Genomic DNA, 24,980 nt, shown 5'->3' on the forward strand with positions numbered 1-24,980 from the left:
TATTCATTTGTCTACTCCCCTTAAGTTAGTCGCCTTCTCTAAAGAACAACCGGCAAGATTACTGACTATTTACCTCATTGAGCAAGGTATTCAGGCAGAGTATCAATACTCAGAAAATGACTATGCACATGCCGTCATGTTGTTAGATTCATCAGAACAAATACGAGCTAAAACACTGGCAGAAGAATTTGTTCTCAATCCGAGTAATGAAAAATATCAAAAAGCGGCTTGGCAGTCAGGCGAAACAGTTAAGCTAATCCCAGAGAAATCTTTTTCCGCTGCTAAAACCCTTTACGATCTAAAACAAGCTCCTTTTACCTCAAGTATACTGGCTATTTGTTTGCTTATTTACCTATTAGCTATGGTAGGGATAACGGCTCCTTATTTATGGCTTAAAATCCAACCCATCGATGTACTTGTTGATTCGGGGCAATGGTGGCGATTATTAGGTCCTGCATTGATTCATTTCTCTGTGTTGCATATTGCGTTTAATCTGTTGTGGTGGTGGAGTTTAGGTAGACAGATTGAAATCACTTTTGGCATCAGTAGCCTGTTAATGTTATTTGTTTTTTCTGCGGTAGTATCCAATGTTGCTCAATTGTTGGTAAGTGGTGCAAATTTTGGTGGTCTTTCTGGCGTAGTTTATGCCTTGGTGGGGTGTGTTTGGTGGCTGGGTTGGCTAAAACCAAACTGGGGATTAACGTTACCTAAACCTATAGTTGTATTCTTATTAGTTTGGCTAGTTGTTGGTTATTTAGATGTTTTACCTGTGCATATGGCCAATACCGCGCACCTAGTGGGATTAGTTTGTGGCTGCTTGTTTGCCTGGTTTTTGGTTACTAAGTCAAAGAACTCAAATGTTCAATAAAGTTTGATGATTAACTCTGGAAATACAAGTATTTAGTGAAAATCACATCCTTGATCATTTCAGAGCCAGTTTCTCTTAACATTAGCTCCCTGAGTTTTTCCAAACAGTTTCTTCTGATATCTTCTCTTCCCGTAAGAGATTTTACTTTTTCTGCTGGCTGGCTACCAAACGATTCAATAGTGGCAGCTCTGAGAAGAGGTGAGTGATGTTCCGCAGCTTCAAGAAACTCTGCATCTTCTAACATTAACTCGATTGATACTCTTACAAAACCTAGTTTTCTTGCACTAGAGCCTAAATAATTAGTGACTATTTCCGGTTCAAGACTGAAGTAAGCATAGTTTTTTTTAGCTGCTTCCTGCCCGTTTACCACTGAGTGATAACTTAAAAGGCTCAGTAAACCAACAAGTGCCCATATTGTCTTTTTCATCTTTAGTTTCATTTTTTAATTATCGTTACAGATAACATCAGCTTAGCAATTTTTGTTGGTCGCATAAAACTAAATTCACCACAAATGTATTTAACTTTAGTCTAAGTCACGCTCTTGTTATGATCACGTTTTACCAATCAATAACGTTGTAAAATTGAATTTATCATATAATTTCCCAATTGGTATTGCATCATCATGGGCAGCTCCTGAGCGATTTATTATCCCTAACCGATGTTTAGAGAGTTGGTTATTAAACACTGGATCATTGACGGAAAGATTACAATCACAATGCACCTCATTTCATTTGACCCTATTGGGTCAGCAGCATGCGCAGATAACGGCTGAGGAGTTTCAACAAGTGTGCACTCCTCAGCAACAGCTAAATTTGCAACAGTGGCAAGTGAGAGAGGTGTTATTGTGGGGCGATAATCAACCTTGGGTCTTTGCGCGCTCGATTATTCCGCAAAAGTTATGCGACATTGACTTTGTTAACCTCAACACGAAACCTTTAGGTCAATTGATTTTCAATGATGAAAGATTCACACGGTTACCGTTTGAATTAACCAATATGCGCGCCAGTCAAACATTCTTATCTCAATTACATATCTCGAATGAGATGGAATTATGGGGGCGTCGCTCGGCATTTAGTTTTGAGGGACAAAAAATGACTGTCAGTGAGGTGTTTCTGCCTAGTTCGCCCGCCTATCGAGGGATGAAATAAATCAACATGGATAATTTAGGACAATTCTCAACCGCAAAATTAAACGCCTATTGGCGCTTAATGCGTGCCGACAAACCTATTGGTATTTATTTGTTGCTTTGGCCCTGTGTATGGGCGCTGTGGATAGCTTCACAAGGTGTTCCAGAACTTCATATATTGATTGTATTCTTACTGGGCGTAGTGGTGATGCGTTCCGCTGGTTGTGTCATTAATGATTACGCCGATCGTCATGTCGATGGTTTAGTGGAGCGCTCTGCTACTCGTCCTTTGGTGGCTGGTGAAATAACCGAAAAAGAAGCGCTTGGTCTATTCTTAATATTGATATTTTGCGCGTTATTGTTAGTTTTAACTTTATCATGGCAAACCGTTGTTATGTCTGTAGGTGGCTTGGTTTTGGCTACTATTTACCCCTTCATGAAGCGTTATACTCATTTACCCCAAGTGGTGCTTGGCGCAGCCTTTGGTTGGTCTATACCAATGGTATTTGTCGCTACAGGGCAAAGCCTAAACTGGGTGGTATGGGCATTGTATTTTGCCAATTTAGCTTGGACAGTGGCTTACGATACACAATATGCCATGGTTGATAAAAACGATGATATTAAAGTTGGGGTGAAATCAACGGCTATCTTATTTGGCCAATACGATAAGTTTATCATTATGTTGCTACAACTGTTTTGTATGGTATTGCTTACTGCGGTTGCTGTGTCGTTAAAACTGAGCTGGCCCTTTTATCTTTCGTTAATTATCAGTCTAGGATTGTTTTTATATCAACAGGGCCTAATCAAAGATCGCGACAGAGGTTTGTGTTTTAAAGCTTTTTTACATAACCACTATGTCGGTCTAACTATCGCTATTGGTGTTATAGCGCATTACTCTTTTTTTAATTGAGATTTATTTAGGCGAGAAGTAAACCACTCGAATTGTATGAGTGGTTCACATTACCGTTGGTTTGAGAGTGACTCAGTTAGATTAAGCCTCTGGTTGTTCCAATTTGGCTAGTCGAGCTTCCAAATCGGCTAATTTCTCCCGAGTACGCATTAATACTTGGCTTTGAATATCAAACTCCTCGCGACTCACAAAATCTAAGCGGCTGATTTGTGACTGTAACACCTGTTTTACCTTAGCTTCTGCTCCCTCTGCCATATTTTTTACGCCAGGTGGTAGAGCTTCGGATATTTGCTTAGCGATTTCTTCTAGTTTTTTAGGGTTTAGCATTGGAATATGTTTACCTTGTTGAGTTTAAATTGATTTCTTAAACGTAATTAGGGTCCAGTTTACAAGCTATTGATCGTTAATCTACTTGGACTGACCAGCGTATTCTCTTACAATCACTGCCCCATAATTATAGGCTGTTTAATTTAGCATGAAACTTAATCCTGGTCAGAACCAAGCTGTCACTTTTATTTCTGGGCCGTGCTTAGTTCTAGCTGGTGCTGGCAGCGGCAAGACCCGAGTTATCATTAATAAGATTGCCTATTTAGTTAGAGAATGCGAGCTACCAGCGCGTTATATAGCCGCAGTCACCTTTACTAATAAAGCTGCTCGAGAAATGAAAGAGCGCGTCGCGCAATCTTTAGGTAAAAAAGAAGCCAGAGGGTTAAAAATATCTACTTTTCATACTTTAGGCTTAAATATCATCAAGTCTGAAGTTAAAACTTTGGGGTTAAAACCTGGTTTTTCCTTGTTTGATGATAAAGATAGTATGTCGCTACTCAAAGACTTAACCGAAATTGAATTTGATGGTGTCAAGGAGCTGTTGTCAGCGTTGCAAAGTTGTATATCTAACTGGAAAAATGCACTCATTCTGCCAGAGGACTTAAAACGTCAGACGCTTTCTCCTAGTGATCGTGAGCATGCAGAATTCTATGAGCGTTATCACAATCATTTGCGCGCCTATAATGCCCTAGATTTTGATGACCTAATTTTATTGCCAACCTTACTGCTTAAAAACAACGAGACAGTTCGACAAAAATGGCAGAATAAAATCCGTTATTTGTTAGTTGATGAATATCAAGACACAAATACAAGCCAGTATGAATTGGTGAGACTACTAGTGGGTGAGCGTTCTAGGTTTACTGTGGTTGGTGATGATGACCAATCCATTTATTCGTGGCGCGGTGCGCGGCCACAAAATCTAGTGTTACTACAGACAGACTTTCCAAATCTAAGAGTCATCAAGCTAGAGCAAAATTATCGCTCCTCAGAGCGAATTTTGCATTGTGCCAATATTCTTATTCAGAACAACCCTCATGTATTTGAGAAAAAATTATTTTCAGAGTTGGGTTACGGTGAACCACTGCAAGTGATTACTGCTAAAAATGAAGAGCATGAGGCAGAGCGAGTCGTGGCTGAATTGATGGCCCATAAATTTATGGGGGCCACAAAATATAAAGATTATGCCATTTTGTATCGTGGCAACTTCCAATCTCGAGTGTTCGAAAAAGTGCTGATGAGTAACCGCATCCCTTATAAAATAAGTGGAGGAATGTCGTTCTTTGGTCGAACTGAAGTCAAAGATATCATGGCTTATTTGCGGCTATTGGTAAATCAAGATGACGACAATGCCTTGCTGCGGGTAATTAATACACCTACTCGCGGCATTGGTCGGGTGAGTCTAGAAAAACTTGGAAACCTCGCCAACCAAAATCGCACCTCTATGTTTGAAGCCGCCTTCGACCCAAACCTTCAGGAGGTGTTGTCGGGTAAAGCGTTGGTTTCAGTAGAACAATTTAGCCGCTGGATAGTTGAGCTTTCAGACCGAGCGGTTAGGGGGGATGGCATTGCCACTATACGTGAAATGATTAAAGCCATGGGTTATGAAGAGTGGTTATACGAGTCGAGTACTAGCCCTAAAGCAGCTGAAATGGCTATGGCGAATATAAGTACCTTGTTTGGTTGGATTAGTGACATGCTTGAGGGCAGCGAACTGGACCCTCCCATGACACTTCAAGAGGTGGTTAATCGTTTAATCTTGAGGGATATGATGGAGCGTGGCGAAGATGATGAAGAGTCTGACCAAGTACAATTAATGACGTTACACGCCTCAAAAGGTTTGGAATTTCCCTACGTATTTATGGTCGGTATGGAAGAAGGGCTGTTGCCCCATCAAAGCAGTATTGATGAAGACAATATTGATGAAGAAAGACGCTTAGCCTACGTGGGAATTACTCGTGCGCAAAAAGTCTTGTTTATGACTTTAGTGAAAGAAAGGCGTCAATATGGCGAAGTGATCAACCCTGAGCCCAGCCGATTTTTACACGAACTTCCACAAGATGATTTGATATGGGAGCATAAAAAGCCAAAAGTTTCTGCTCAAGAACGTCAGCAAAAATCTCAGGTGGGAATAGCGAATCTACGGAATATGATGAATAAAAGCTAGTGAATACCAGAGTAATCTAGCTGTTTACAACTTTATTTTTAATTTCGTTAAATTCAATTTTATTGGCTGTCTGTACATATTTACCCTGACCTAATTCACATCCTACATTGACCAAGGCTTGATACTGTTCTTCTGTATCTATGCCTTCGGCGATTAACTTAAACTTCAAATGGCCTGAAATAGACAGCACAGATTGAATTAACTTTAAGTTTCGTTCAGATCGAGGAAGGGTCTTAACAAAATAGTGGTCAACTTTTACGTAGTCAAAAGGATACGAATACAAATAACTAAGAGAGGCTAAACCACTACCGAAGTTGTCCAATACTAAAGTAATGCCTGCGCGTTTTAAAATTTTAATCGCAGGTAAGAAAAACTGAGAACGGCGATTTAAGGCATTCTCGTCGAATTCAATGACTAACTGTTTTGGGTCAACTCCTGCCTCATAAACTTGTTCAATCAATTGTTTCGCCAAAGATGTTTGAGTAAGATGATGAATAGACAGGTTGATAGAAATTTGTTTGTTGTCAGTCGCAGTATCTAATTGCCAATTTTGTAAAATTTCGCAAGCTTTAGATAGCATAAACCTATCCATTTCAACAGTCAGGCCACATTGTTCAGCAATTTGCCAATACTGGTCTCGTTTTATCTTACCTATTTTGGGATGTTTCCAACGAACATAACATTCTTGGTATATTAACTCGCCACTAGCCAAATTCAGTACTGGCTGTGTATAGCTTTCAAATGCTCTCGTCTTGAGTATCTTCCTAAACTCGCTTTCAATCTCCATCTCTTCAAGCAGCTTTTCTCGCATGGTTTTATCGAAAACAATATAACGCCCACGTCCTAACGACTTTGCTTGGTACATCGCAGCGTCTGCATCTCTTAGTACTTCGTCTGCAGTTTGATAACCACTTTCGATGTACGCAATACCTATACTGGCTCCAGAGTACATATCTCTGTTTTCGATTTTAAAAGGTTTGGCAATAGATTGGATTATACGAGAAGAAATTTCTTCAACATCGATAGGAGAATCATAGTTATCAAACAATACTACAAATTCATCGCCGCCTAACCGAGCTAGCAGATCATGACCTCGAATGCATGAGCTAATTCTACTCGCGACCTCTTTTAGAAATTGGTCTCCAGCCATGTGGCCTAACGAGTCATTAATTTGTTTAAATCTATCCAAATCAATAAATATTACCGCAAAGTTACTCTCTCGGTATCGTTGCTTGCTGGCAAGCGCCAATTCGAGTCGGCTATTAAACAACACCCTATTTGCTAAGCCAGTGAGCGAATCATGTTGCGCGTCGTATTCGAGTTGTTGTTGCGCTTGTAACCGCTCTTCAATTTGTTTTTGCAGGAATAAATTCGTACTGTTTAACTCTTCAGTGCGTTCTTTTACTTCTTCTGCAAGCCTTTGGTTATAGGCTTGAATTGCCTCAGAAGATCGCTTGCGACCTAACGCAACGGCAATGTGGTGCGAAACGAACCTTAAAAACTCTAGGTCTTTATGGTTATATTGCTTTTGTTTGCCATAACTTTGAACCGCTATTACTCCGCATATATCACCGTCTATTATTAGTGGTGACCCTATCCAAGAATTCACTTTTTCGTGGATACTTTCTACTAAGTCTAAGGATAGCTCGTTTGATTCATATAATTGATGCGCATTTGTGTTGTCTATTAACTCAGCTCTGCCGTGCCGGATAACATACTCAGTCAAACCTAACCCCATCGGCCTCGGTTCAATTTTAGATTGCACTTCGTCCTTATAATAGGGGAACTGTAAGGTTTGTTTTTGAGTGTCGATGGTTGCGACATAACAGTTAGGCGCACCAATTAGCCGTGATAAAGTGTCATGGATGGCAGAATAAAAGTCATCCATATTGCCTTCAACCGAAGCTGAAAGTTCAGAAATTTCAAATAATGCTTGTTGCAGGGATTCTATTTTTTGTCTTTCGCTGATTTCTTCTTGTAATTCTTCGTTGATTTGCCGCAATTGCTTGGTACTTTGGCGAATCGACTTTTCAGTTAATTCTCGACTTTTAACCCTATCAACGCAATTAACAATATGCTGAGAAACAAAAAGTAATATTTCCAAGTCGGCTTGGCTATAGCGAATGGACTCGTCGTAACTTTGCACTACCATAGCGCCGATTACTTGAGAGCCTCTTTTTAGCGGAACCCCTATCCAGTCAACAGGATGCGCACCTAAATCTTTGACCGATATGTCGGCAGTTTGTTCTCTATAGGTTTCTTGGGTTAGAAATAAATGATTACCGGTGCGCAGGATATAGCCAGTGAGACTGTTTTTAAGATCATCTGCGGAGATTTGCGAGACTACTTGTTCATCGAACTCGTCCACAAAATACACAAAATCAATAATCTCTTTTTCTTCATCATAAAAAGCCACGAAGAAATTTTGTGCAGACATAAAACCAGCAACAATATTATGTATTGCGGGATATAAGCTAGATAATTCATTGATTGAACTAGCTAATTCAGAAATATCGAACAGCGATTTTTGAATAGATTCCGAACGCTTATATTTACGCGTTATCTTCTGCAATTGAGGAACGAGCTCTCGCAATTCCTCCAATGACAGTTGATCGGCAATTTGTTTCGGCGTTATCGGCAAAATATATTAGTCTTCTAAATTGAGAATTAGGTGCAGATACTAAACTATCAAAAATAAACTATTAAGATCAAAAAGACCACCCTAATAGTGGTCTTTTTTACAACAAGTTAGCGGTTATTGATGTAAAGCTAAATGCCTTCAATCATATGTTCGATTGCGGCTTTGATTTCGTCATCTGTACAATCAGCGCAAGTGCCTTTAGGAGGCATACCACCAATCCCATTGATAGCATTTTTCCATACAGTATCAAAACCTTTGTCTAAACGAGGTCCCCAATCTGCTGCGTCTTGAAACTTAGGTGCATTCAAAACACCTGTGCTATGGCACGCAACGCAGGCTTTGGCGTATATATCTGAACCTGCTCTGGGTCCTGAGGAAGCCGATTCAGGTTTTGCACCTGCTACATGCACTTGACCAACTGGCTGAATACGAGTCTTAATGTCATCTTCGCTCATTTCTTGTGCTTGTACCGCTAAAACGGTAAAAACACCCATACAGATACATAATAAGGCTTTAAATTTCACAAAATTCTCCAAAACAAGCTTTGTTTACCTAAAAATCTGGGACAGATTATAACTACTAATATTGTGCGAACAACTAATTAACGCATAAATCTAAGTGAATTAGTATTTTTAGCGTCAACAATATGAATTTTAAATTATATAAAACGACTTCATTTGCAGCAGACTTATTCATTCTACTTATTCGGTGATATTCTGTATCTCAAGTGAAATTTTCTAACGAGGAATTGATTATGAACATTATCATGCGTTTACTTGGCTTAATGTTTTGCATTATTTTAACTGCTTCTGCCTGTGCTCAGCAGCCAAATATTCCAGTTTCAAACAGTAATCAGTCATATGAATATCAATTAGTTACTAAAGGGGTAGATATTCCATGGGGTATGGCTTGGCTAACTAAAGAAGACATTCTGGTTTCTGATCGTAAAGGAGAGTTAAGGATTATCAGCAATGGTAAACTGCTGAGTCAAAAAATCACAGGATTACCAGCGCTGCGAGCGCAAGGACAAGGTGGACTGCTGGATGTGGTAGTCGACCCTAATTATGCCCAAAATCACCTCATCTACTTTTCGTACTCTGGATTAGAAGGCGAGGGGGAAGGTGCCCACACCTCTGTTATGCGTGCGAAACTGCAGAATTTTAAGTTGTCAGAGCAAACCGTTATTTTTGGTGGTGGACTCAATTCGACCAAAGGTCAACACTTTGGTAGTCGTCTAAGTTTCGATAAACAAGGTTATTTGTATATCTCCAACGGCGACAGAGGCAATCGAGATGTTAATCCACAACGCTTAGATCGAAATGCGGGTAAAATTCACCGTATAAACAGTGACGGCAGTATTCCTAAAGATAATCCATTTGTTAAACAACAAAATGCCCATCCTACTATTTATTCATACGGACATCGCAATCCTCAAGGTATGGCGATGCACCCTCTTACTGGGGATATTTGGACACATGAACACGGCCCTAAAGGCGGCGATGAAGTGAATATAATTCAACTAGGAGCCAACTATGGCTGGCCGGTCATTAGTTATGGCGTGAATTATAGCGGTACCTCTTTTACTGATTTGACCGAAAAAGAAGGCATGCAACAACCCGCTTGGTATTGGGTACCCTCAATTGCACCTTCAGGTATGACATTTGTTACTAGTGACATTTATCCCGACTTGAAAGGTAAAGTATTAGTTGGTTCGTTAAAGTTCGCTTACGTAGTGGCACTTGAATTAGATGGAAACAAAGTGCTCAGTCAAGAAACTTTGTTTCCCGGAATAGGCCGAGTTCGCAATGTGAAACAGGGCGCTGATGGTTATATTTACGTGGCTACGGATGGTGGTGGAATATTTAAAATAGTGTCTAAAACGTAAATTTGTCACCGCTTATGTGACCGGCAAGCGGCGTAGCTTCTCAATTACAACATACCAGAACCAAAAAGCCCTGAACATTTCTGTTCAGGGCTTCTATGAATAATGGTGCAGACTCGGAGTTGATAAGTTTGTTTAAGTCTATGATTTTAAATTTTTTTAATTATGTAGTCGTGTTACCAAATGTGTTACTAAAATATTAGACGTACTATGGAAAACCATCCCACTCATCTGATCAGTAAAATAACTGGAAAATCACTCCCCCATCAATTATTAGGATCTTTATAGGCGTGACAATTTTTAGAAACAACGCTTATTTTTCGGCTAACCTTTTGTTGATAGCTTCAAGGTTTCCCAGCTCTTTAATGTGTTCACTACCTAAAGCTGAGGCTTTTTCCATCATGCTCTTTACCTGCTTGTCCAGCTTGTCATATAAAAGTTGGTTTATTTTCAATTCTTTGTTTTCACAGGAGTTTATAGTTTTAGTGAAACCTTCAAAAGATACATCCATTTCCCACAAAAATTGATGTATTTCCATTACCAGTTTCAACTCTTCTTCTTTTAGATATTTTGGCAGATCTCTTTGGATTGAAGAGTAGAAGGCCCACCTTGCAACAGAATAATTGACCGGAAAAGGGAAATGTTTCCCCCATTTAATAAATTCATCTTTGATATTTTCAGCTTCCCTTACTTGCTTTGATATGCCCGTTATGTGTTTGTTTATGTCAGCTATGACACCTGCTTTAAGTCGTTTGCTAGCCTGATTATGGGTATAATATTCCTTAAAGCCCCAAACAACCAATCCTGCAAAAATAGCCAACGCCAATTTTACTATAGCATCCTCTAAAATATTTTTAGTGTCTCCATCAACGCCAGCAACTGATTCAGTTATAACAGTGCCAGATTTATTCACAGAGTCTTCAGGACAATTTGAAAGTACTTCTTGTGCGGAGGAATGTGTGGAAATTATTAGTGTTATAGCTAGAGTTAAATTGATTACAGATATCAAAACGCATCCTTGACCTTGAAATTTACTACCAAATGTTAGTATGTAGTTTTGTTTCCGCAAGTTTGTTCATACCTCGGTATCAATTCCATCTGATCAGCCATGTTAGTGACTCTGCTGTTCAGGGTTTCTATAAATAATGGTGCCCAGACTCGGAGTTGAACTTACGGTTACCGGCAAGTGCATGAGGATTTTCAATTTCAAAGTGCTAGAAACCCAAAAGCCCCGCAATTACTTGCAGGGCTTCTATGAATAATGGTGCCCAGACTCGGAATTGCAACTTACGGTTACCGGCAAGGACACGAGGATTTTCAATTCTCATATGCCAGAAACTAAAAAACCCCGAACATTACTGTTCAGGGCTTATAGAATAATGGTGCCCAGACTCGGAATCGAACCAAGGACACGAGGATTTTCAATCCTCTGCTCTACCAACTGAGCTATCTGGGCTTCAACACAACAGGGTTTTGTCTGTAAGACTACGTCCGTTTCGCTGAGGGTGCGTATTAAACGGATTTAGTGCTTTTAAGTCAACCCCTTTTTAGGGATATTTTGCAGATTGTGTATCGATTGAACAAAATCTCGGCTAAAACAGCTTAGTTCGTAGCTAGAGTTGTCCAAAAACTGTTTTATTTTAACTCTTCGGAGGAACATAACCTTCGATATCCGGTTCTTTACCTTCGAACAAATATCCTTGCATTTGTGTTTCTAAAAATGTTCTCGCTGCGGGTTCCATCATGTTGAGTTTATTTTCGTTAATCAGCATGGTTTGTTTCTTTTGCCAATCGGCCCATGCTTCTTTGCAGATGTTATCGAAAATTTTCTTACCTAACTCACCAGGATATAGTTGAAAGTCTAAGCCATCTGCTTCTTTTTGTAGTCGTTGACAAAATACTGTTCTGCTCATAATGCTCTAATTTAATGGTGGGGGTGCAACTTAAAGTTCACCCCTATTAAAATGATGTATTGATTGTACTAAATAGTTTCTTGGTTGGCGCGGCTAATCCAACATTTTGCGGTTCAGTTAAGTCGTACCACATTTGGGTTTCTTCCATTACTCGGTCCATAGGTTGTTGCTTTAGGTGTAACACAATAGGTTGAATGTCTAGATGAAAATGACTAAAAGTGTGCCGAAAAGCCGCTAGTGGCTGTTGTTGGATATCCTTAAACCCTAAACTCGAAGCAAGTTCAGCTACCTGCTCCTGCTGTTCTACTTCATGGAAACACCACAATCCTCCCCATAGTCCAGCTGGTGGACGTTTATATATGAGTAGTTGTTTCTGCCACATGGGGATTAACATAAAGGTAGTGCGCACCGGAATGGTTTTTTTAGGCTTCTTGTGGGGTAACTCAGTTTGCCGACCTTGTACAAAGGCCAAACACTCATGGTGTACTGGGCAACTATCACATTGCGGTTTACTGCGGGTGCAAAGTGTGGCGCCCATGTCCATCATAGCTTGGGTATAGTCACCGGTTCTGGTACTTGGTGTTAAATTATCTGCATATGTCCAAAGCTGTGTTTCAACTTTTTTGTTACTTGGCCAACCTTCTACTGCAAAATAGCGTGCTAATACTCGCTTAACATTGCCATCTAAAATGCTTTGATGCTGATCGCAGGCTAAAGATAAAATGGCGCCTGCGGTCGACCTTCCAATACCCGGTAAAGCGATCAACTGCTCTATATCTTCAGGGAAAATCCCTTGGTATTGATCCCTAATTACTTGCGCTGCTTTCTGCAAGTTTCGCGCGCGAGCGTAATATCCTAAACCTGTCCAGTGATGTAATACTTCATCTTGCGGTGCATTGGCTAAACTGAGAACGTCAGGAAAGCGCTGCATAAACGCCTGATAATATGGGATAACGGTTTTAACTTGAGTTTGTTGCAGCATTATTTCTGACACCCATACATTATAAGGTGTTTTATTGAGCTGCCATGGCAGGTTTTTTCTACCGTTAAGGTCAAACCAAGCCAAAACTTTTAGACTAAATGTCTTATTTAAAGCGTTAATATTGTTCGGCACCGAGTAAGGTTCTGTTGTTCTGAAGGTAATTACCCGATAATACCCTAACAAAGTCGAAATAGTTTAGTTGAGAATAGATTGCTTAAAACAAAAGGTTCAATTTATCAAATTAGTCAACCGCTAGTGTTTTTCCCGGGAACACTCTGCGATGAAAGGGTGTTTAATCCATGCTGGCAACATCTAGACATGCCTATGCGAGCTTTTGTACCTTTGCAGTGGGCTGAAAACTTAGATCAAATGAAAATGTTGAGTGCAGACAGGTTGGCGTATTTTGAGCCGCCAGTGCACTTAGTGGGGTTTTCTATGGGAGGGTATATCGCTGCGCTGACAGCCATAGAAAATCAACGTAAAATTGCTTCCTTGACGCTTATTTCCAGTGCCTGTGATGCATTACCCAAAGACGAAATTCAGCATCGACAACAATTGCTAAAGTTAATTAGTGCCAAAAAATATAACGCTATGACTAAGAAACGCCTTGCTAGTTTTTTTTACGCAGGTCATCAGCATCAAAACGATTATTTAAATATTGTAAAACAGATGGAGCAGGATCTGGGGCCTGATGTGTTAGCAACCCAAGTTAGCGCTACTCAGTCTAGGAAAAACTTATTACCAGCACTCGCAAAATGTGCGTTTCCTATCCACATTATTAGTGGTGAGCAAGATAACTTAGTGAGCCAGTCAACCATTATGGCTATGCATAAACAGTTAACAAATAGTGATGTGATAATACTTGAACAAGCTGGGCATATGTTGCCAATTGAGCAATCGGAGAAATTAGCTGAATATTTAGCATCAAAAATTGCCTAAATTGTGCTGAGTGGCTTGCAATCAGGCTGTGTCACCGGATAATGCGCCGCATCTATGCTGGCTAGTAACCAAGCAAAATTTGAAAGAAGAGAACCTAATATGAGTCAGTTTAAATCTGAACAAGAAGCAGCCGAATCTGGCGTGTATATCCGAAAAATACAGAGTTTTGTAAAAAGAGAGGGGCGTTTAACCTCTGGGCAGGCCAAATCTATTGAACAAAATTGGCCGGTTATGGGCTTAGAGCATAAAAATGGTATGCAAAACTTCGCTGATACTTTTGGACGTGTCGCGCCTTTAGTCTTGGAAATTGGCTTTGGTATGGGTAAATCTTTGGTTGAGATGGCATTAAAAGAGCCGGATAAAGATTTTATCGGTATTGAAGTGCATCGCCCGGGAGTAGGAACTTGCCTAAGTGAAGCTGCCGAAAACAACGTGCATAATTTGAGAGTATACGAACACGATGCAGTAGAAGTGTTTGCGGATTGTATTGCAGACAATACTTTGGCTAGAGTGCAATTATTTTTCCCTGATCCTTGGCATAAAAAGCGTCACCACAAAAGACGTATTGTACAACCTGATTTTGTACAAAAATTGCGAAGTAAATTGGCGATAGGTGGGGTGTTTCATATGGCCACTGATTGGGAGAATTACGCTGAGCACATGTTGGAAGTCATGTCTGCTGCCGAAGGTTTTAAAAATCAATCAGACACTAACGATTATGTGCCAAGACCGGAGCAGCGACCGTTAACTAAATTTGAGCAGCGAGGGCATAGATTAGGCCATGGCGTGTGGGATCTAATGTTTGAGAGGGTGTCTTAATGCTTTCTGCTCCTAGTCAACTACTAATGCGCAGTGCTGAAACCTTTTCGCAGGGCAAATGGTTGTTAGTTAACCCCACCGACAGCCATATTGTGCAACAACTTAACAACCCTGATATCAAAGTGTTTCATCAGTACTTTGATATTTACCAACAAAGCTGTGCGGCTGGTAAATCCGAACAACATACTTTTGCAGCTGCCTACCCAACTGACGAAAAATTTGATGGCGCGGTTATTTACATGCCTAAGTCTAAAGAACAGGCAAAAATGTTAATTGCCAATGTCGCAGCGAGTTTGAATGACAACGCTAGCCTTTTGCTAGTCGGTGAAAATAAAGGCGGTGTAAAAAGCGCCGCAAAATTTCTAGAGTCTGTTAGTAACCAAGTTAATAAAATAGATTCAGCGCGCCATTGTGCATTATTCGCTGCACAACTAGATAAACCCATCAAAGCATTTGATTTAACTAAGTGGCAAAGCGAAATTACTATCGAAGCAGGTGGTTTAACTTACACACTATGTTCGCTACCAGGTGTGTTTAATCATGGTTCGTTAGATACCGGCACTGCAATATTGTTGGATAATTTACCCGAAATTAAAAAGGGGCGATTATTAGACTTTGGTTGTGGTGCTGGAGTCATTGGCTGTTACCTAGGGCTACAAAGCCCTGAAAGTGAAGTGGTAATGAGTGACGTCAGTGCTTTAGCGGTGCATTGTGCTAAAGAAAGCGCAAAACTTAACAATCTCAATGCTAAAGTCATCGCTTCAGATGGTTTGATGGATGTGCAAGGCAAGTTTTCTGCGGTCTATACTAATCCCCCTTTTCATACAGGAATTGTGACTGATTATTCGGTTACTGAGAACTTCATTGCGCAGCTTAAAAAGTATTTAGCGCCAGGCGGAACGTTGACATTAGTAGCCAATAAATTTTTACGTTATTCTGAATTACTAGAACAAAAGTTCAACTCGGTTAGCTCAATAACCCAAACAACTAAATTTACTCTCTATCAGTGTGCTCGAATAAAATAGAATAAGGTAAGCTTCTCGAATGAAAATATTGTTTGTTGTGTCTGAAGTAGAAGATCTAGTTAAAACGGGCGGTTTGGCCGACGTAGGTAAAGCCTTGCCTTTGGCGTTAGCAGAGCTAGGTCATACAGTGACAATTGTCATGCCCTATTACAAACAACTGGCCGACAAGTTTGACGCTGCTGATTGTTGTGCTAGCCAAAGGTTGTTTGCTGGGCATAAAGCTTATTACTTTGCGGTTAAAAAATTAGAACTACAGGGAGTACAGGTATTAGCTGTAGATTATCCAGAATACTTTGCTCGTAACGGTTTATATTCTGATGATTACCATGCTTATCCTGATAACGCAGAGCGTTTTGCATTTTTCGCACATGCCGCATTGCAAGCTTCAAAAGCGGTAGGTTTTCAACCTGAAATTGTGCACTGTAACGACTGGCATACTGCTCTTACCCCTTATTTTGTGAGTATTGACGACTCCGGTTTTTTCACTCAAGCAAAAACAGTTTTCACCATACACAATGGTGCCTATCAAGGCACACACAAATTTTCTGACATAACCTATCTACAACCACATTATCAGCTACACAGTCAGTTAGATGGCGATGCACTAAACTTTGTGCGCATGGGGATTCGCTATGCCAATAAAATTAACGCGGTTAGCCCAAATTATGCATTGGAATTATTAACCCCATTGGGCTCTCATCACCTGTTTGAAGAGTTTCAAAACAGAAGAAGTGATGTCTCGGGTATTTTGAACGGTTGTGACTACAGTCAGTGGGACCCAATCAATGACCCACATATCGCAAAAAACTATCATCATGCTGATCTGAAAGGCAAAAATAGCTGCAAAGCTGAGTTGCAAAAAGAATTTGGGTTACCCAAAAAAGCAAAAGTTCCTATTATAGGAATGGTGTGTCGTTTAACTGAGCAAAAAGGTTTTGGTTTTATTTTGCCAATGTTAGAAAAGCTGTTGCAACATGATATACAGCTGGCAATTGTAGGAACCGGCGACCCCGAAATTAGTGAGTTTTTGCGACAAGTGGCGCAGAAATACCCTAAAAAAATGGTGTTTGTCGAAGACTTTAGTGTACGTAAAGCCCACATGATTGAAGCAGGTAGTGACTTCTTTTTGATGCCGTCTTTGTTTGAACCTTGTGGCTTAAATCAAATGTATAGTTTGGCATACGGTACTTTACCTATTGTAAGAGCCGTTGGCGGGCTTAAAGATACAGTAATCGATTTAGCAGAAAACCCCGAGATGGCGACAGGGTTTGTATTCGAACAACCCGATAGTGACGCGTTGTTGTCATGTATTCAAAGAGCCTTGTTGTTTTATCATGAGGCACCTAGGGTATTTGTGAAAGTACAGAAGAGAGCCATGCAAAGTCGTTTTACGTGGGAAGTGTCCGCCAAAAAATACCAAACTCTTTATATGAATTAAAAATGATAAAACGTGGTTTGTTCTAGTCGTTTTTTGAAAAACAACTGCAGTTCATGCCGCCTCTTTGATTATTGGCCTTTCGTCAGTAACGCAAGTTGCTTGCGTATATGGCATAGACAAAAAATAGTTCGCCATTCTTAGGTATCTATTTTCTGCGCTAAAAAACGACATAAATTCAGTCAATTAGTTTCAATTTGAACGTTTTTGTATCAATATCATTTCTGACGAGTTGTCAGACTTAGGAATACGTTACAAGTAATATGGCTTCAGACTCTAAATCTTTATCAATTAAAAGCCTGATTGTTTGGGTAGTGATGGCAATTACTTCATTGTCATTAATTTTGTCTTCAGGGGTTAATTTGTATAGTCAAATTAATACCTATAGGCAATCACTAGAAGACAATGTGGAAATATACGCCGAGATTATTGGACGTGATTCAGTCGAGTCTTTGCTTGCCAATGAAGGTTTAGCCGAAGATAAAAACCTGCAGATACTATCCGCCTCGGAATTAATAGAAAATGTCCATATTTACAGAGCCAATGACGATCAAACCATAGAATTTTTTGCTAGTTATAACAAAGAAGGCATTGCGCCTGTAAAAGCCAAGATTGATCAAATAGACCAGATATATTTACCTAAAATAGCCGCGGGGATCATTGAAATCATTCGCCCGATTCAGCATGAAAATAAAGTAGTAGGCTACCTCTACTTACGTGCCACCGCAGATGAATTACAAACCCTTACCTCCAATTCAATTTTGTTTTCTATCAGCGTGTTGGTTGCATGTTTGATTATTTGTTTCTTACTTACCTTAAGGCTGCAAAGAGCCATTACTTCCCCTATAAATGGATTGGTTAAATTGGTGCAGCGAATTTCTCGTCAAAAGGATTATTCGAGTCGCGCTGAATTGAATGGAATTAAAGAGCTGGATATTCTCGGCGCTGCTTTCAACAACATGTTGCAACGAACCCAAGAACATATGCAGCGCCAAACTATTGCTGAAGCTGAACAGGCAAAGTTAAATATCAGTTTAGAAGAGAAAGTAAAGCAGCGCACTAATGCGTTAAAAGAAGCCAATAGTGAACTGATCCAAACCTTAGAAAAACTCCATCAATTCCAACGGCAAATGGTTCAAAATGAAAAAATGGCTTCGTTAGGAGACATGGTGGCAGGTGTTGCTCATGAAGTTAATACGCCGATTGGGCTGGGGGTGACAGCATCTACTATGATGTTAGACAGACTTGCTGATATGCGTAAAGCGTTTGAAGATAAAACCCTTAAAGCTAGCGCTTTGTCGAAGTTTATTGCTGAGGGGGAAGAAAACCTCAATATCATTTATCGTAACTTAAATAGAGCTGCTGAATTAATATCAAGCTTTAAACAAGTTGCGGTTGACCAAACTTCTGAGAACAATCGAGTATTTTCTTTTAGTCGCTTGATGGATGAAATCTTGATGTCGATGCGTCCAAAATTAAAGAAGGTCAAACATCAAATCAATGTTAATTGTGCTGATAATTTAGTCGTCGAGTCTAAAGCTGGGCCAATCAACCAAATTATTATTAACTTAATCATGAATTCTATCATTCATGGTTTTGAGAATATGGAACAGGGGCAAATAGATATTACCATTGAGGCGATAGGCGACACTAAAGTCAGCATTGAGTTTAAGGACAATGGAAAAGGTATCCCAGAACATCTGCGTAAGCGGATCTTCGACCCGTTTGTTACGACCAAAAGAGGTCAGGGAGGCAGTGGTCTTGGAATGCACTTAGTTTATAACTTAGTAACCCAAGCTTTAAATGGTTCAATATCAATTGTTAGTGAAGAAGGGGAAGGCGTGGCCTTTACTATTTTGTTCCCCGTTAAAAAAGTGAAGCAGGACAAAACACAGGTTGGCTCCTTTTTATAGAAACATATCGTGCTCACGTCGGCCATAAGCGGGCAATTTTTGTGATGTAATCGTATAATTGCACAAAATTTGGTTATATCTGCAATTTTTGGTAGATAAAACCCTGATTTTTAGATATTTTCTGATAAACTTTTACACAAATTCCTAATCAGGCCTGAAACATGCAGACTCCAAACATATTAATTGTCGAAGATGAAGTGGTCACACGCACAACCCTTAAAAGCTTGTTTGAAGCAGAAGGGTACAACGTATTTGAAGCTGAACATGGCGAACAGATGCATGGCATCTTTGAAAACAACACCATCAATTTGGTTATCATGGATATCAACTTACCTGGTAAAAACGGCTTGCTTTTGGCGCGCGAAGTGCGCGGTCGTAAGAATGTAGGCTTGATATTTTTAACCGGTAGAGATAATGATGTAGACCGTATTTTAGGTCTAGAAATTGGTGCTGATGACTACCTCACTAAACCTTTCAATCCTCGCGAATTGACTATCCGTGCTCGTAACCTATTAGCACGTACCACTAACAGTAGTGAAGATGATGATTTGCCAAGTCGCGTAAACTTTAACGGATGGATTTTAGACGGTGATAGCCGTAGTTTGATCTCTCCAAGTAGCAAAGAATTTCGCCTACCACGCAGTGAGTTTAGAGCCTTACATTTGTTTTTAAACAACCCAGGTAAAATTTTGACACGTGAACAACTGATCATGGAAATGACTGGTCGTGAATTGCGTCCAAATGACCGTACAGTTGATGTGACTATCCGTCGAATTCGTAAACATTTTGAATCAGAAGTGAATGCGGATGATTTGATTGTGACTATTCACGGTGAAGGTTATCGTTTCTGCGGCTCTGTAGACTCATAACACTTTTATCAAAGACGTTTCAAAAAAGCTCCTTCGGGGGCTTTTTTATTGCTTTAAGTTTTACTTAAGATTTACCATCTACACTCACTACATACTAGTTAACAGGTAAATGTTTTGAGTTATATTCGCTTAAGTATACTGTTTTTTACTCTCAGTTTTTCTCCGCTCTCTTTAAGTATTGCACAGGAAATTTCTGCCCCTGACTTTGCTATCTCTCATGGTCAGCTGCCAAGCAAACTATCCGCCCTAAAAGGCCAGGTAGTCTATCTCGATTTTTGGGCAAGCTGGTGCAAACCCTGTCGCAAATCCTTTCCATGGATGAATCAAATGCAGAAAAAATATGCCGCGCAAGGGTTGCAGATTATTGCCATCAATTTAGATGCTGAAAACGCTTTAGCAAAAGCATTTCTAGAAAAAGTGCCGGCACAAATTCCCATTATTTATGATCCTGAAGGAAACATAGCCAGCGATTATCAATTATTAGGTATGCCAAGCAGTTATGTTATTGATAAAAACGGCAATATCCGATTTTCTCATAAAGGTTTTTTCACACGCAGCGAACCTTTATATGAGCAAGAGTTAGTTTTACTTCTTAATGAATAGAAGCCTTTAACAAATAAAGAGACGAAGTTATGTTAAAAAAAGCACGCATTATACTCGCATTTTTGGTCAGTACTCAGCTTGCTGGTTGTGCCAATCTTGGGGTCAAACCTTGGGAACGAGACTTATTGGCTAAAGATGAAATGGCTTTAGACGCTGAGGGAAACGACCTTGGTTTAGATGATCATATTTACTTTAGTAAAGAGGCTACAAGTGGTGGTCGTGCGTTTGCTGGTGGAGGTTGTGGATGCAACTAACTTCTAACAATCAATTAGCTAAAGGGACAAAAAAAGTAGCCAATATTAATACCGCACTTGCAGCCGCAACTTGCGCGCTGTTAGGCACATCTCCAGTGGTACAAGCTGAAGAAAACGTATGGGAAATGGACACTGCATTGTTGTATTACGGTGAAACTGACAGAGTGACTGCTGTTGAAGGCGTGTTTTCAGCCAAAAAAGATTTTGGTGATGAACATATTTTTTCTGGGAAGTTCGTACTGGATACACTAACTGGAGCGTCTGCAACAGGTGCAGTGTCTCAGCCGAATGCACAAACCTTTACTCGTCCATCAGGTAAGGGCCAATATGAAATTCAAGGGGGCGAATTACCTTTGGATGACACCTTTAGAGATACGCGACTACAACTTGAAGCGCAGTGGACTCAACCTCTTTGGGATAACATGCGAGGCAGTACAGGTGTGCATTTTTCAAAAGAATATGATTACCTATCTATTGCGATTAATGGCTCTCTCGCCAAAGATTTTAATCAGAAAAACACGACTGTATCGGCAGGTTTATCTTTGGCTTTTGACACTATAGATCCCGAAGGTGGCCGTCCTGTCGCTTTTTCTGAAATGGTCATAGATGAAGGTCAGTTTGCTGACGAACAAGACTATCAAGCCGCTTTTGATGCCACAAGGCAAAAGGATTCCGACGACAAAAGCACCGTAGATTTGATGTTTGGTGTGACTCAAATTATTAATCGACGAATGTTAGTGCAATTTAACTATGGTTTGTCTACATCGGATGGCTATCACACCGACCCCTTTAAGGTTTTAAGCGTAATTGACGACCAAGGGTTAACTAAGTCATTAGTCTATGAAGAGAGGCCAACAGAGCGCACAAGACATAGTTTTTATTGGCAAACTAAATATGCGTTGGATAAAGGTGTAGCAGATATTTCCTATCGATACGCCACAGATGACTGGGATATCAATTCTCATACTATTGATTCTAGGTTGCGGTTTAATTTGACCGACAATACTTATATTCAGCCTCATTTTAGGTACTACCAACAAGGGGCTGCAGAGTTTTATCAACCCTTTTTACTGGAAGGATCAACACTTCCTACTTTTGCCAGCGCAGATTACCGCTTAGGAGAAATGACGGCTTATACAGTAGGCTTAAAATATGGAATGAAAATGCCTAGTGGTAACGAGTGGGCCTTTAGGTTGGAATATTATCAACAAGATCCAAAAAACGCTGGTTTTGACGCACCAGGAGCGTTGCAGCAACTTGACCTATATCCCAGCTTGAAAGCGGTGATTGCACAAGTCAGTTATAGCTTTTAAGCTAGTGTTTTTATCTTAAGGGCTACCTTTGTCTGTTAGTGATTTTACTATAGAGCAGCAAAACGACCATATTATTGGTCGTTTTGCTGCTATGGCCAGTCCTTGCGAGTTGTTGGTTGAAACCCAAGATCCCTTGTTAGCTAATCACCTCACTTCACTCGCCTATTTAGAAGCGAAACGAATCGAACAGAAATTTAGTCGCTATTTATCAGACAACCTAATGTCTACTATCAACAAAAGTGAAGGGACGCCGATTGCGATTGATAATGAGGTTTTTCGACTGCTGGAATTTGCTGAAACTTGTTTTCAATTAAGTGCTGGTATGTTTGATATCACTTCTGGTGTGCTGCGCCAGGCATGGAAATTTGATGGTTCAGATAATCTACCGGCTCCTAAAGTGGTAGAGGCGCTAATGCCCTTTATTGGTTGGGGAAAAGTCAAATATGATCAGACATCAATTACATTGGACAAAGGCATGGAGTTGGATTTTGGTGGCATTGGCAAAGAATACGCCGTTGATTGTGTTGCCAAGGTATGTGCTGAATATGCAACCACTACATCAGTAGTCGTGAACTTTGGTGGTGACATTCAGGTGACGCGTCCAAGGCAAAATAAGCAACCATGGCTTATAGGAATTGAAAGTCCTGAAGATGACAATGGTTCGACTAAAGTGCTAAAAATTGTCAGTGGTGGTTTAGCCACCAGTGGTGATGCAAGACGTTATTTATTAAAAGACGGTAAACGTTACAGCCATATCCTTAATCCTGAAACCGGATACCCCATTGAAAATGCCGCCAGGTCGGTGAGTGTCGCTGCCCCCTACTGTATCCAAGCTGGATTATTAGCAACGCTAGCACTATTACAAGGTGCTAATGCCGAAGCGTTTTTGCAAGAGCAGGGAGTCAAGTTTTGGTGTTATCGATAGCGTGCTGATAAGCGCTGAAGGCTTAAGAAACAGCCTTTCGGTCTATCTCAGTCGAATAACTGCTATGCCCAAGATTGCAGGCGTAGCTATTTATTTCGCTTACTTGCGCTTTAAGCGATCGAGAGACGGTCAGTAATGACGCCTTCAACGGCAAGTTTACCGAGATAGCGGTCGTTGTTTTTTATAGCCACAGCGCAAATGCTAAAAGTAAGACCGTCATTCCCGCGCAGGCGGGAACCCCCAACAACATCAGTAAAATTGAGAAATAAACTCGTATTCATCATCTTAAAAGTAGAGGGAATATGGCTTTATTATGCGGTGGTTAAAAGAACTTAAGTGAGGTTACGGTAGTTACCAGTGGGTTCCCGCCTGCGCGGGAACGACGTGTAATAGCTTGTAACTCTTCACCAGTTGAACTCTCAGATAATTGAGGTCGTTCGGAACCAGCGTCACCTAGAACCGCTTTTGGCACAAAACATTAATTTCTGATTCATAGGATTATGATCGCTTTGACAAATTAGCCATACAAAAGTTTAGGACGTCGCCCTTCGTGTATTGGTCCCAGCGAACGGAGTGATTGGCTTGTTATGCGCCAATGTTAAATATTACTGATCAATTTTACTGACCAGTCGCCCCAAGCTTGCCATTTAAAAACAGTGTGCATAGTAAGTACTAAAAAACAAAATAAAACAAACGATAACACCGTACTGGAATATAAACGGCCGTGTCCTTTCCAGTCATAGAACATGAGGATTAGGTAGACCGAAATCATGAAAATAAACATGGAGTACCCTGGTATTGATAGTAAGTGCGTAACGCGATTCAAGCCCTCTGGCATCATTTGAGTGGCAGCTGCAATCATAAACCGTTTGTGGTGAGCCGGATTTTTTACATTTAGAATACCTAGAATGTACAGTACTAAAAAAACTAACCACTGAAGAAAAGCTCCGCCGAGAAAACTACCTGCTCGCAATCTGGCTTGTGCATCTTCAGGGTTAAATACACCAAAGCCCTCCATGCGATGATAAAACTCATAAATCATTATTGATCCAGTTAATAATATTCCAAGCACCAAGAAAACACTCAGCTTTCCGAGACTTTTGTGAGTTGAATAGTTACCCTTGCTCGATAATTTTATTTGACTAAGAAGTAATAAATACCACGTTGCACTGAAAGCACCGTGTAACCCAGTCCATAAGGTAACTCTATCTAGATTACTTGGATTAGATATCGAATTTAGGGCAAATCCACCGAATACTATGAAAGTAATAAAGAGTGCAAATAAACCAAAAAACTTATTGTCCGCAGATCTGCTTTCAGTCGAATTATTGCTAATGATGATTGACTCCATGTTTAAAAGGTTGCCGTTTATTCTATGAATGCAAAATATACCTAGTTTGGTGCATAACGCTTCGCATCAACAGCGGAGTCAGATTTGCTGTGTTTGTTAGGTGAGCTAATCTCCAACACTGCCTCCGTCACCACCTGAATTGTCATAATTAGATAGTTCTTGAATCTCAGGTTCAAAATCTTGTTCGCGATCTCTTCTACTACGTTTTGGGTTGTTAGAAGACTCTGCCTTTTGAAAGACGATGGCAAACAACCCAATTATTAAAGTAAGCGCGCCAAACAAACTAGGATTGTCCGACGTAAAGTCAATTAAGCTCAAAGTCATAGATATAACAGCAATAGCATATCCTAGTTTCATCGTATTCCTCTGTACACCTAACAATATGTTTAACTTCGATATAACGTCTTAATCAAATGATAACCAAACTGCGTTTTCACTGGGCCGTGAACCGTTAGGATTTCTTTTTTAAATACCACATTGTCAAATGCCTTAACCATAGTACCTGGGCTGAATTCGCCTAAGTCTCCGCCTTTTTTACCAGAAGGACAGATGGAGTGTTTTTTGGCTAGCTGGTGAAAGTTACCACCTTTGTCGAGCTGGCTTTTGAGTTTTTCGGCTAGGGCTTTATCTTTAACTAAAATGTGACAGGCGCAGGCTTTCATCTTGTGTGACCCAATTAACGTGAGAACAATATTAGATGGGTGAGTTTATCAGTTAGCAG

Annotated in this window: 25 protein-coding genes and 1 tRNA gene; 15 read left to right on the forward strand and 11 right to left on the reverse strand. The window is 40.2% G+C overall.

Translation table 11 applies throughout. The annotated features are described in order from the left end of the window. The first annotated feature begins 7 nt into the window (after window positions 1-7). On the forward strand, window positions 8-868 hold the full coding sequence (gene glpG, locus ABJK37_RS10035) for a rhomboid family intramembrane serine protease GlpG (RefSeq protein ID WP_348352711.1): 861 nt from the start codon (window positions 8-10) through the stop codon (window positions 866-868). A 10-nt stretch (window positions 869-878) separates the two neighbouring features. Here the strand turns inward: glpG and ABJK37_RS10040 are convergent, their stop codons facing one another. Then, window positions 879-1,295 (reverse strand): flagellar basal body-associated protein FliL, encoded by a 417-nt coding sequence (locus tag ABJK37_RS10040; RefSeq protein ID WP_348352714.1) that lies wholly within the window; start codon window positions 1,293-1,295, stop codon window positions 879-881. A gap of 154 nt (window positions 1,296-1,449) precedes the next feature. Here ABJK37_RS10040 and ABJK37_RS10045 point away from each other — a divergent pair, with 154 nt between their 5' ends. Next, window positions 1,450-2,016 (forward strand): chorismate lyase, encoded by a 567-nt coding sequence (locus ABJK37_RS10045; RefSeq protein ID WP_348352717.1) that lies wholly within the window; start codon window positions 1,450-1,452, stop codon window positions 2,014-2,016. A 6-nt stretch (window positions 2,017-2,022) separates the two neighbouring features. After that, window positions 2,023-2,904: a 4-hydroxybenzoate octaprenyltransferase gene (ubiA, locus tag ABJK37_RS10050; RefSeq protein ID WP_348352720.1), complete on the forward strand. Its 882-nt coding sequence runs from the start codon at window positions 2,023-2,025 to the stop codon at window positions 2,902-2,904. A gap of 81 nt (window positions 2,905-2,985) precedes the next feature. Here ubiA and ABJK37_RS10055 read toward each other — a convergent pair whose 3' ends face one another. Continuing rightward, window positions 2,986-3,231 (reverse strand): accessory factor UbiK family protein, encoded by a 246-nt coding sequence (locus ABJK37_RS10055; protein WP_215933866.1) that lies wholly within the window; start codon window positions 3,229-3,231, stop codon window positions 2,986-2,988. A 148-nt stretch (window positions 3,232-3,379) separates the two neighbouring features. Here ABJK37_RS10055 and rep point away from each other — a divergent pair, with 148 nt between their 5' ends. Beyond that, window positions 3,380-5,395 carry a DNA helicase Rep gene (rep, locus tag ABJK37_RS10060; RefSeq protein WP_348352724.1) on the forward strand — a complete coding sequence of 672 codons (2,016 nt, stop codon included), beginning with the start codon at window positions 3,380-3,382 and terminating at the stop codon, window positions 5,393-5,395. A 16-nt stretch (window positions 5,396-5,411) separates the two neighbouring features. Here the strand turns inward: rep and ABJK37_RS10065 are convergent, their stop codons facing one another. Then, window positions 5,412-8,036: an EAL domain-containing protein gene (locus ABJK37_RS10065; RefSeq protein ID WP_348352727.1), complete on the reverse strand. Its 2,625-nt coding sequence runs from the start codon at window positions 8,034-8,036 to the stop codon at window positions 5,412-5,414. 128 nt (window positions 8,037-8,164) lie between these two features. Then, the gene (locus tag ABJK37_RS10070) at window positions 8,165-8,560 is read right to left on the reverse strand and encodes a c-type cytochrome (protein WP_348352730.1); all 396 of its coding nucleotides are present in this window, start codon (window positions 8,558-8,560) and stop codon (window positions 8,165-8,167) included. A gap of 230 nt (window positions 8,561-8,790) precedes the next feature. Between ABJK37_RS10070 and ABJK37_RS10075 the strand changes: the two genes are divergently transcribed. Next, a complete protein-coding gene (locus ABJK37_RS10075; RefSeq protein WP_348352733.1) occupies window positions 8,791-9,921 on the forward strand; it encodes a PQQ-dependent sugar dehydrogenase in 1,131 nt (376 codons plus the stop codon). Window positions 9,922-10,231: 310 nt separating this feature from the next. On the opposite strand, the gene ABJK37_RS10080 is transcribed toward ABJK37_RS10075, so the two are convergent. The 4 genes from ABJK37_RS10080 to mutY form a co-directional block, all read right to left on the reverse strand. Next, a complete protein-coding gene (locus tag ABJK37_RS10080) occupies window positions 10,232-10,927 on the reverse strand; it encodes a hypothetical protein (protein WP_348352736.1) in 696 nt (231 codons plus the stop codon). A 371-nt stretch (window positions 10,928-11,298) separates the two neighbouring features. Continuing rightward, window positions 11,299-11,374, reverse strand: a tRNA-Phe gene (locus ABJK37_RS10085). 184 nt (window positions 11,375-11,558) lie between these two features. Next, window positions 11,559-11,831 (reverse strand): oxidative damage protection protein, encoded by a 273-nt coding sequence (locus ABJK37_RS10090; RefSeq protein ID WP_348352739.1) that lies wholly within the window; start codon window positions 11,829-11,831, stop codon window positions 11,559-11,561. 46 nt (window positions 11,832-11,877) lie between these two features. Continuing rightward, on the reverse strand, window positions 11,878-12,945 hold the full coding sequence (gene mutY / locus ABJK37_RS10095; protein WP_348352742.1) for an A/G-specific adenine glycosylase: 1,068 nt from the start codon (window positions 12,943-12,945) through the stop codon (window positions 11,878-11,880). Window positions 12,946-13,023: 78 nt separating this feature from the next. Here mutY and ABJK37_RS10100 point away from each other — a divergent pair, with 78 nt between their 5' ends. From ABJK37_RS10100 to ABJK37_RS10145, 10 genes are all read left to right on the forward strand, one after another. Then, window positions 13,024-13,752, forward strand: coding sequence for an alpha/beta hydrolase (locus tag ABJK37_RS10100; RefSeq protein WP_348352745.1), 729 nt, complete (start codon window positions 13,024-13,026; stop codon window positions 13,750-13,752). A 99-nt stretch (window positions 13,753-13,851) separates the two neighbouring features. Continuing rightward, complete coding sequence (gene trmB, locus ABJK37_RS10105) at window positions 13,852-14,571, forward strand: tRNA (guanosine(46)-N7)-methyltransferase TrmB (protein WP_348352748.1); 720 nt, start codon at window positions 13,852-13,854, stop codon at window positions 14,569-14,571. After that, a complete protein-coding gene (locus tag ABJK37_RS10110; protein ID WP_348352751.1) occupies window positions 14,571-15,596 on the forward strand; it encodes a methyltransferase in 1,026 nt (341 codons plus the stop codon). Before trmB ends, ABJK37_RS10110 begins: the two co-directional genes overlap by 1 nt. A gap of 19 nt (window positions 15,597-15,615) precedes the next feature. Beyond that, window positions 15,616-17,034 carry a glycogen synthase GlgA gene (glgA, locus tag ABJK37_RS10115; RefSeq protein WP_348352754.1) on the forward strand — a complete coding sequence of 473 codons (1,419 nt, stop codon included), beginning with the start codon at window positions 15,616-15,618 and terminating at the stop codon, window positions 17,032-17,034. A gap of 314 nt (window positions 17,035-17,348) precedes the next feature. Further along, window positions 17,349-18,944 carry an ATP-binding protein gene (locus ABJK37_RS10120; protein WP_348352757.1) on the forward strand — a complete coding sequence of 532 codons (1,596 nt, stop codon included), beginning with the start codon at window positions 17,349-17,351 and terminating at the stop codon, window positions 18,942-18,944. Window positions 18,945-19,105: 161 nt separating this feature from the next. After that, window positions 19,106-19,813: a two-component system response regulator ArcA gene (gene arcA / locus ABJK37_RS10125; RefSeq protein ID WP_215933843.1), complete on the forward strand. Its 708-nt coding sequence runs from the start codon at window positions 19,106-19,108 to the stop codon at window positions 19,811-19,813. A 189-nt stretch (window positions 19,814-20,002) separates the two neighbouring features. Continuing rightward, on the forward strand, window positions 20,003-20,416 hold the full coding sequence (locus ABJK37_RS10130) for a TlpA disulfide reductase family protein (RefSeq protein ID WP_348352893.1): 414 nt from the start codon (window positions 20,003-20,005) through the stop codon (window positions 20,414-20,416). A gap of 29 nt (window positions 20,417-20,445) precedes the next feature. Beyond that, a complete protein-coding gene (locus ABJK37_RS10135) occupies window positions 20,446-20,670 on the forward strand; it encodes a DUF4266 domain-containing protein (protein WP_348352760.1) in 225 nt (74 codons plus the stop codon). Then, window positions 20,661-21,983, forward strand: a complete 1,323-nt coding sequence (locus ABJK37_RS10140; protein ID WP_348352763.1) for a DUF3570 domain-containing protein — start codon at window positions 20,661-20,663, stop codon at window positions 21,981-21,983. Before ABJK37_RS10135 ends, ABJK37_RS10140 begins: the two co-directional genes overlap by 10 nt. A gap of 91 nt (window positions 21,984-22,074) precedes the next feature. Next, on the forward strand, window positions 22,075-22,908 hold the full coding sequence (locus tag ABJK37_RS10145) for an FAD:protein FMN transferase (protein WP_348352896.1): 834 nt from the start codon (window positions 22,075-22,077) through the stop codon (window positions 22,906-22,908). 598 nt (window positions 22,909-23,506) lie between these two features. On the opposite strand, the gene ABJK37_RS10150 is transcribed toward ABJK37_RS10145, so the two are convergent. The 3 genes from ABJK37_RS10150 to ABJK37_RS10160 all read right to left on the reverse strand — a co-directional run bounded on the left by ABJK37_RS10150 (window position 23,507) and on the right by ABJK37_RS10160 (window position 24,921). Beyond that, complete coding sequence (locus ABJK37_RS10150; RefSeq protein ID WP_348352766.1) at window positions 23,507-24,259, reverse strand: hypothetical protein; 753 nt, start codon at window positions 24,257-24,259, stop codon at window positions 23,507-23,509. A gap of 105 nt (window positions 24,260-24,364) precedes the next feature. Next, a complete protein-coding gene (locus tag ABJK37_RS10155) occupies window positions 24,365-24,616 on the reverse strand; it encodes a hypothetical protein (protein WP_348352769.1) in 252 nt (83 codons plus the stop codon). Window positions 24,617-24,645: 29 nt separating this feature from the next. Then, window positions 24,646-24,921 (reverse strand): peptidylprolyl isomerase, encoded by a 276-nt coding sequence (locus ABJK37_RS10160; RefSeq protein WP_348352772.1) that lies wholly within the window; start codon window positions 24,919-24,921, stop codon window positions 24,646-24,648. Between the last annotated feature and the right edge of the window lie 59 nt (window positions 24,922-24,980).

The organism is Paraglaciecola sp. (assembly GCF_039964565.1).
Lineage (GTDB): Bacteria > Pseudomonadota > Gammaproteobacteria > Enterobacterales > Alteromonadaceae > Paraglaciecola.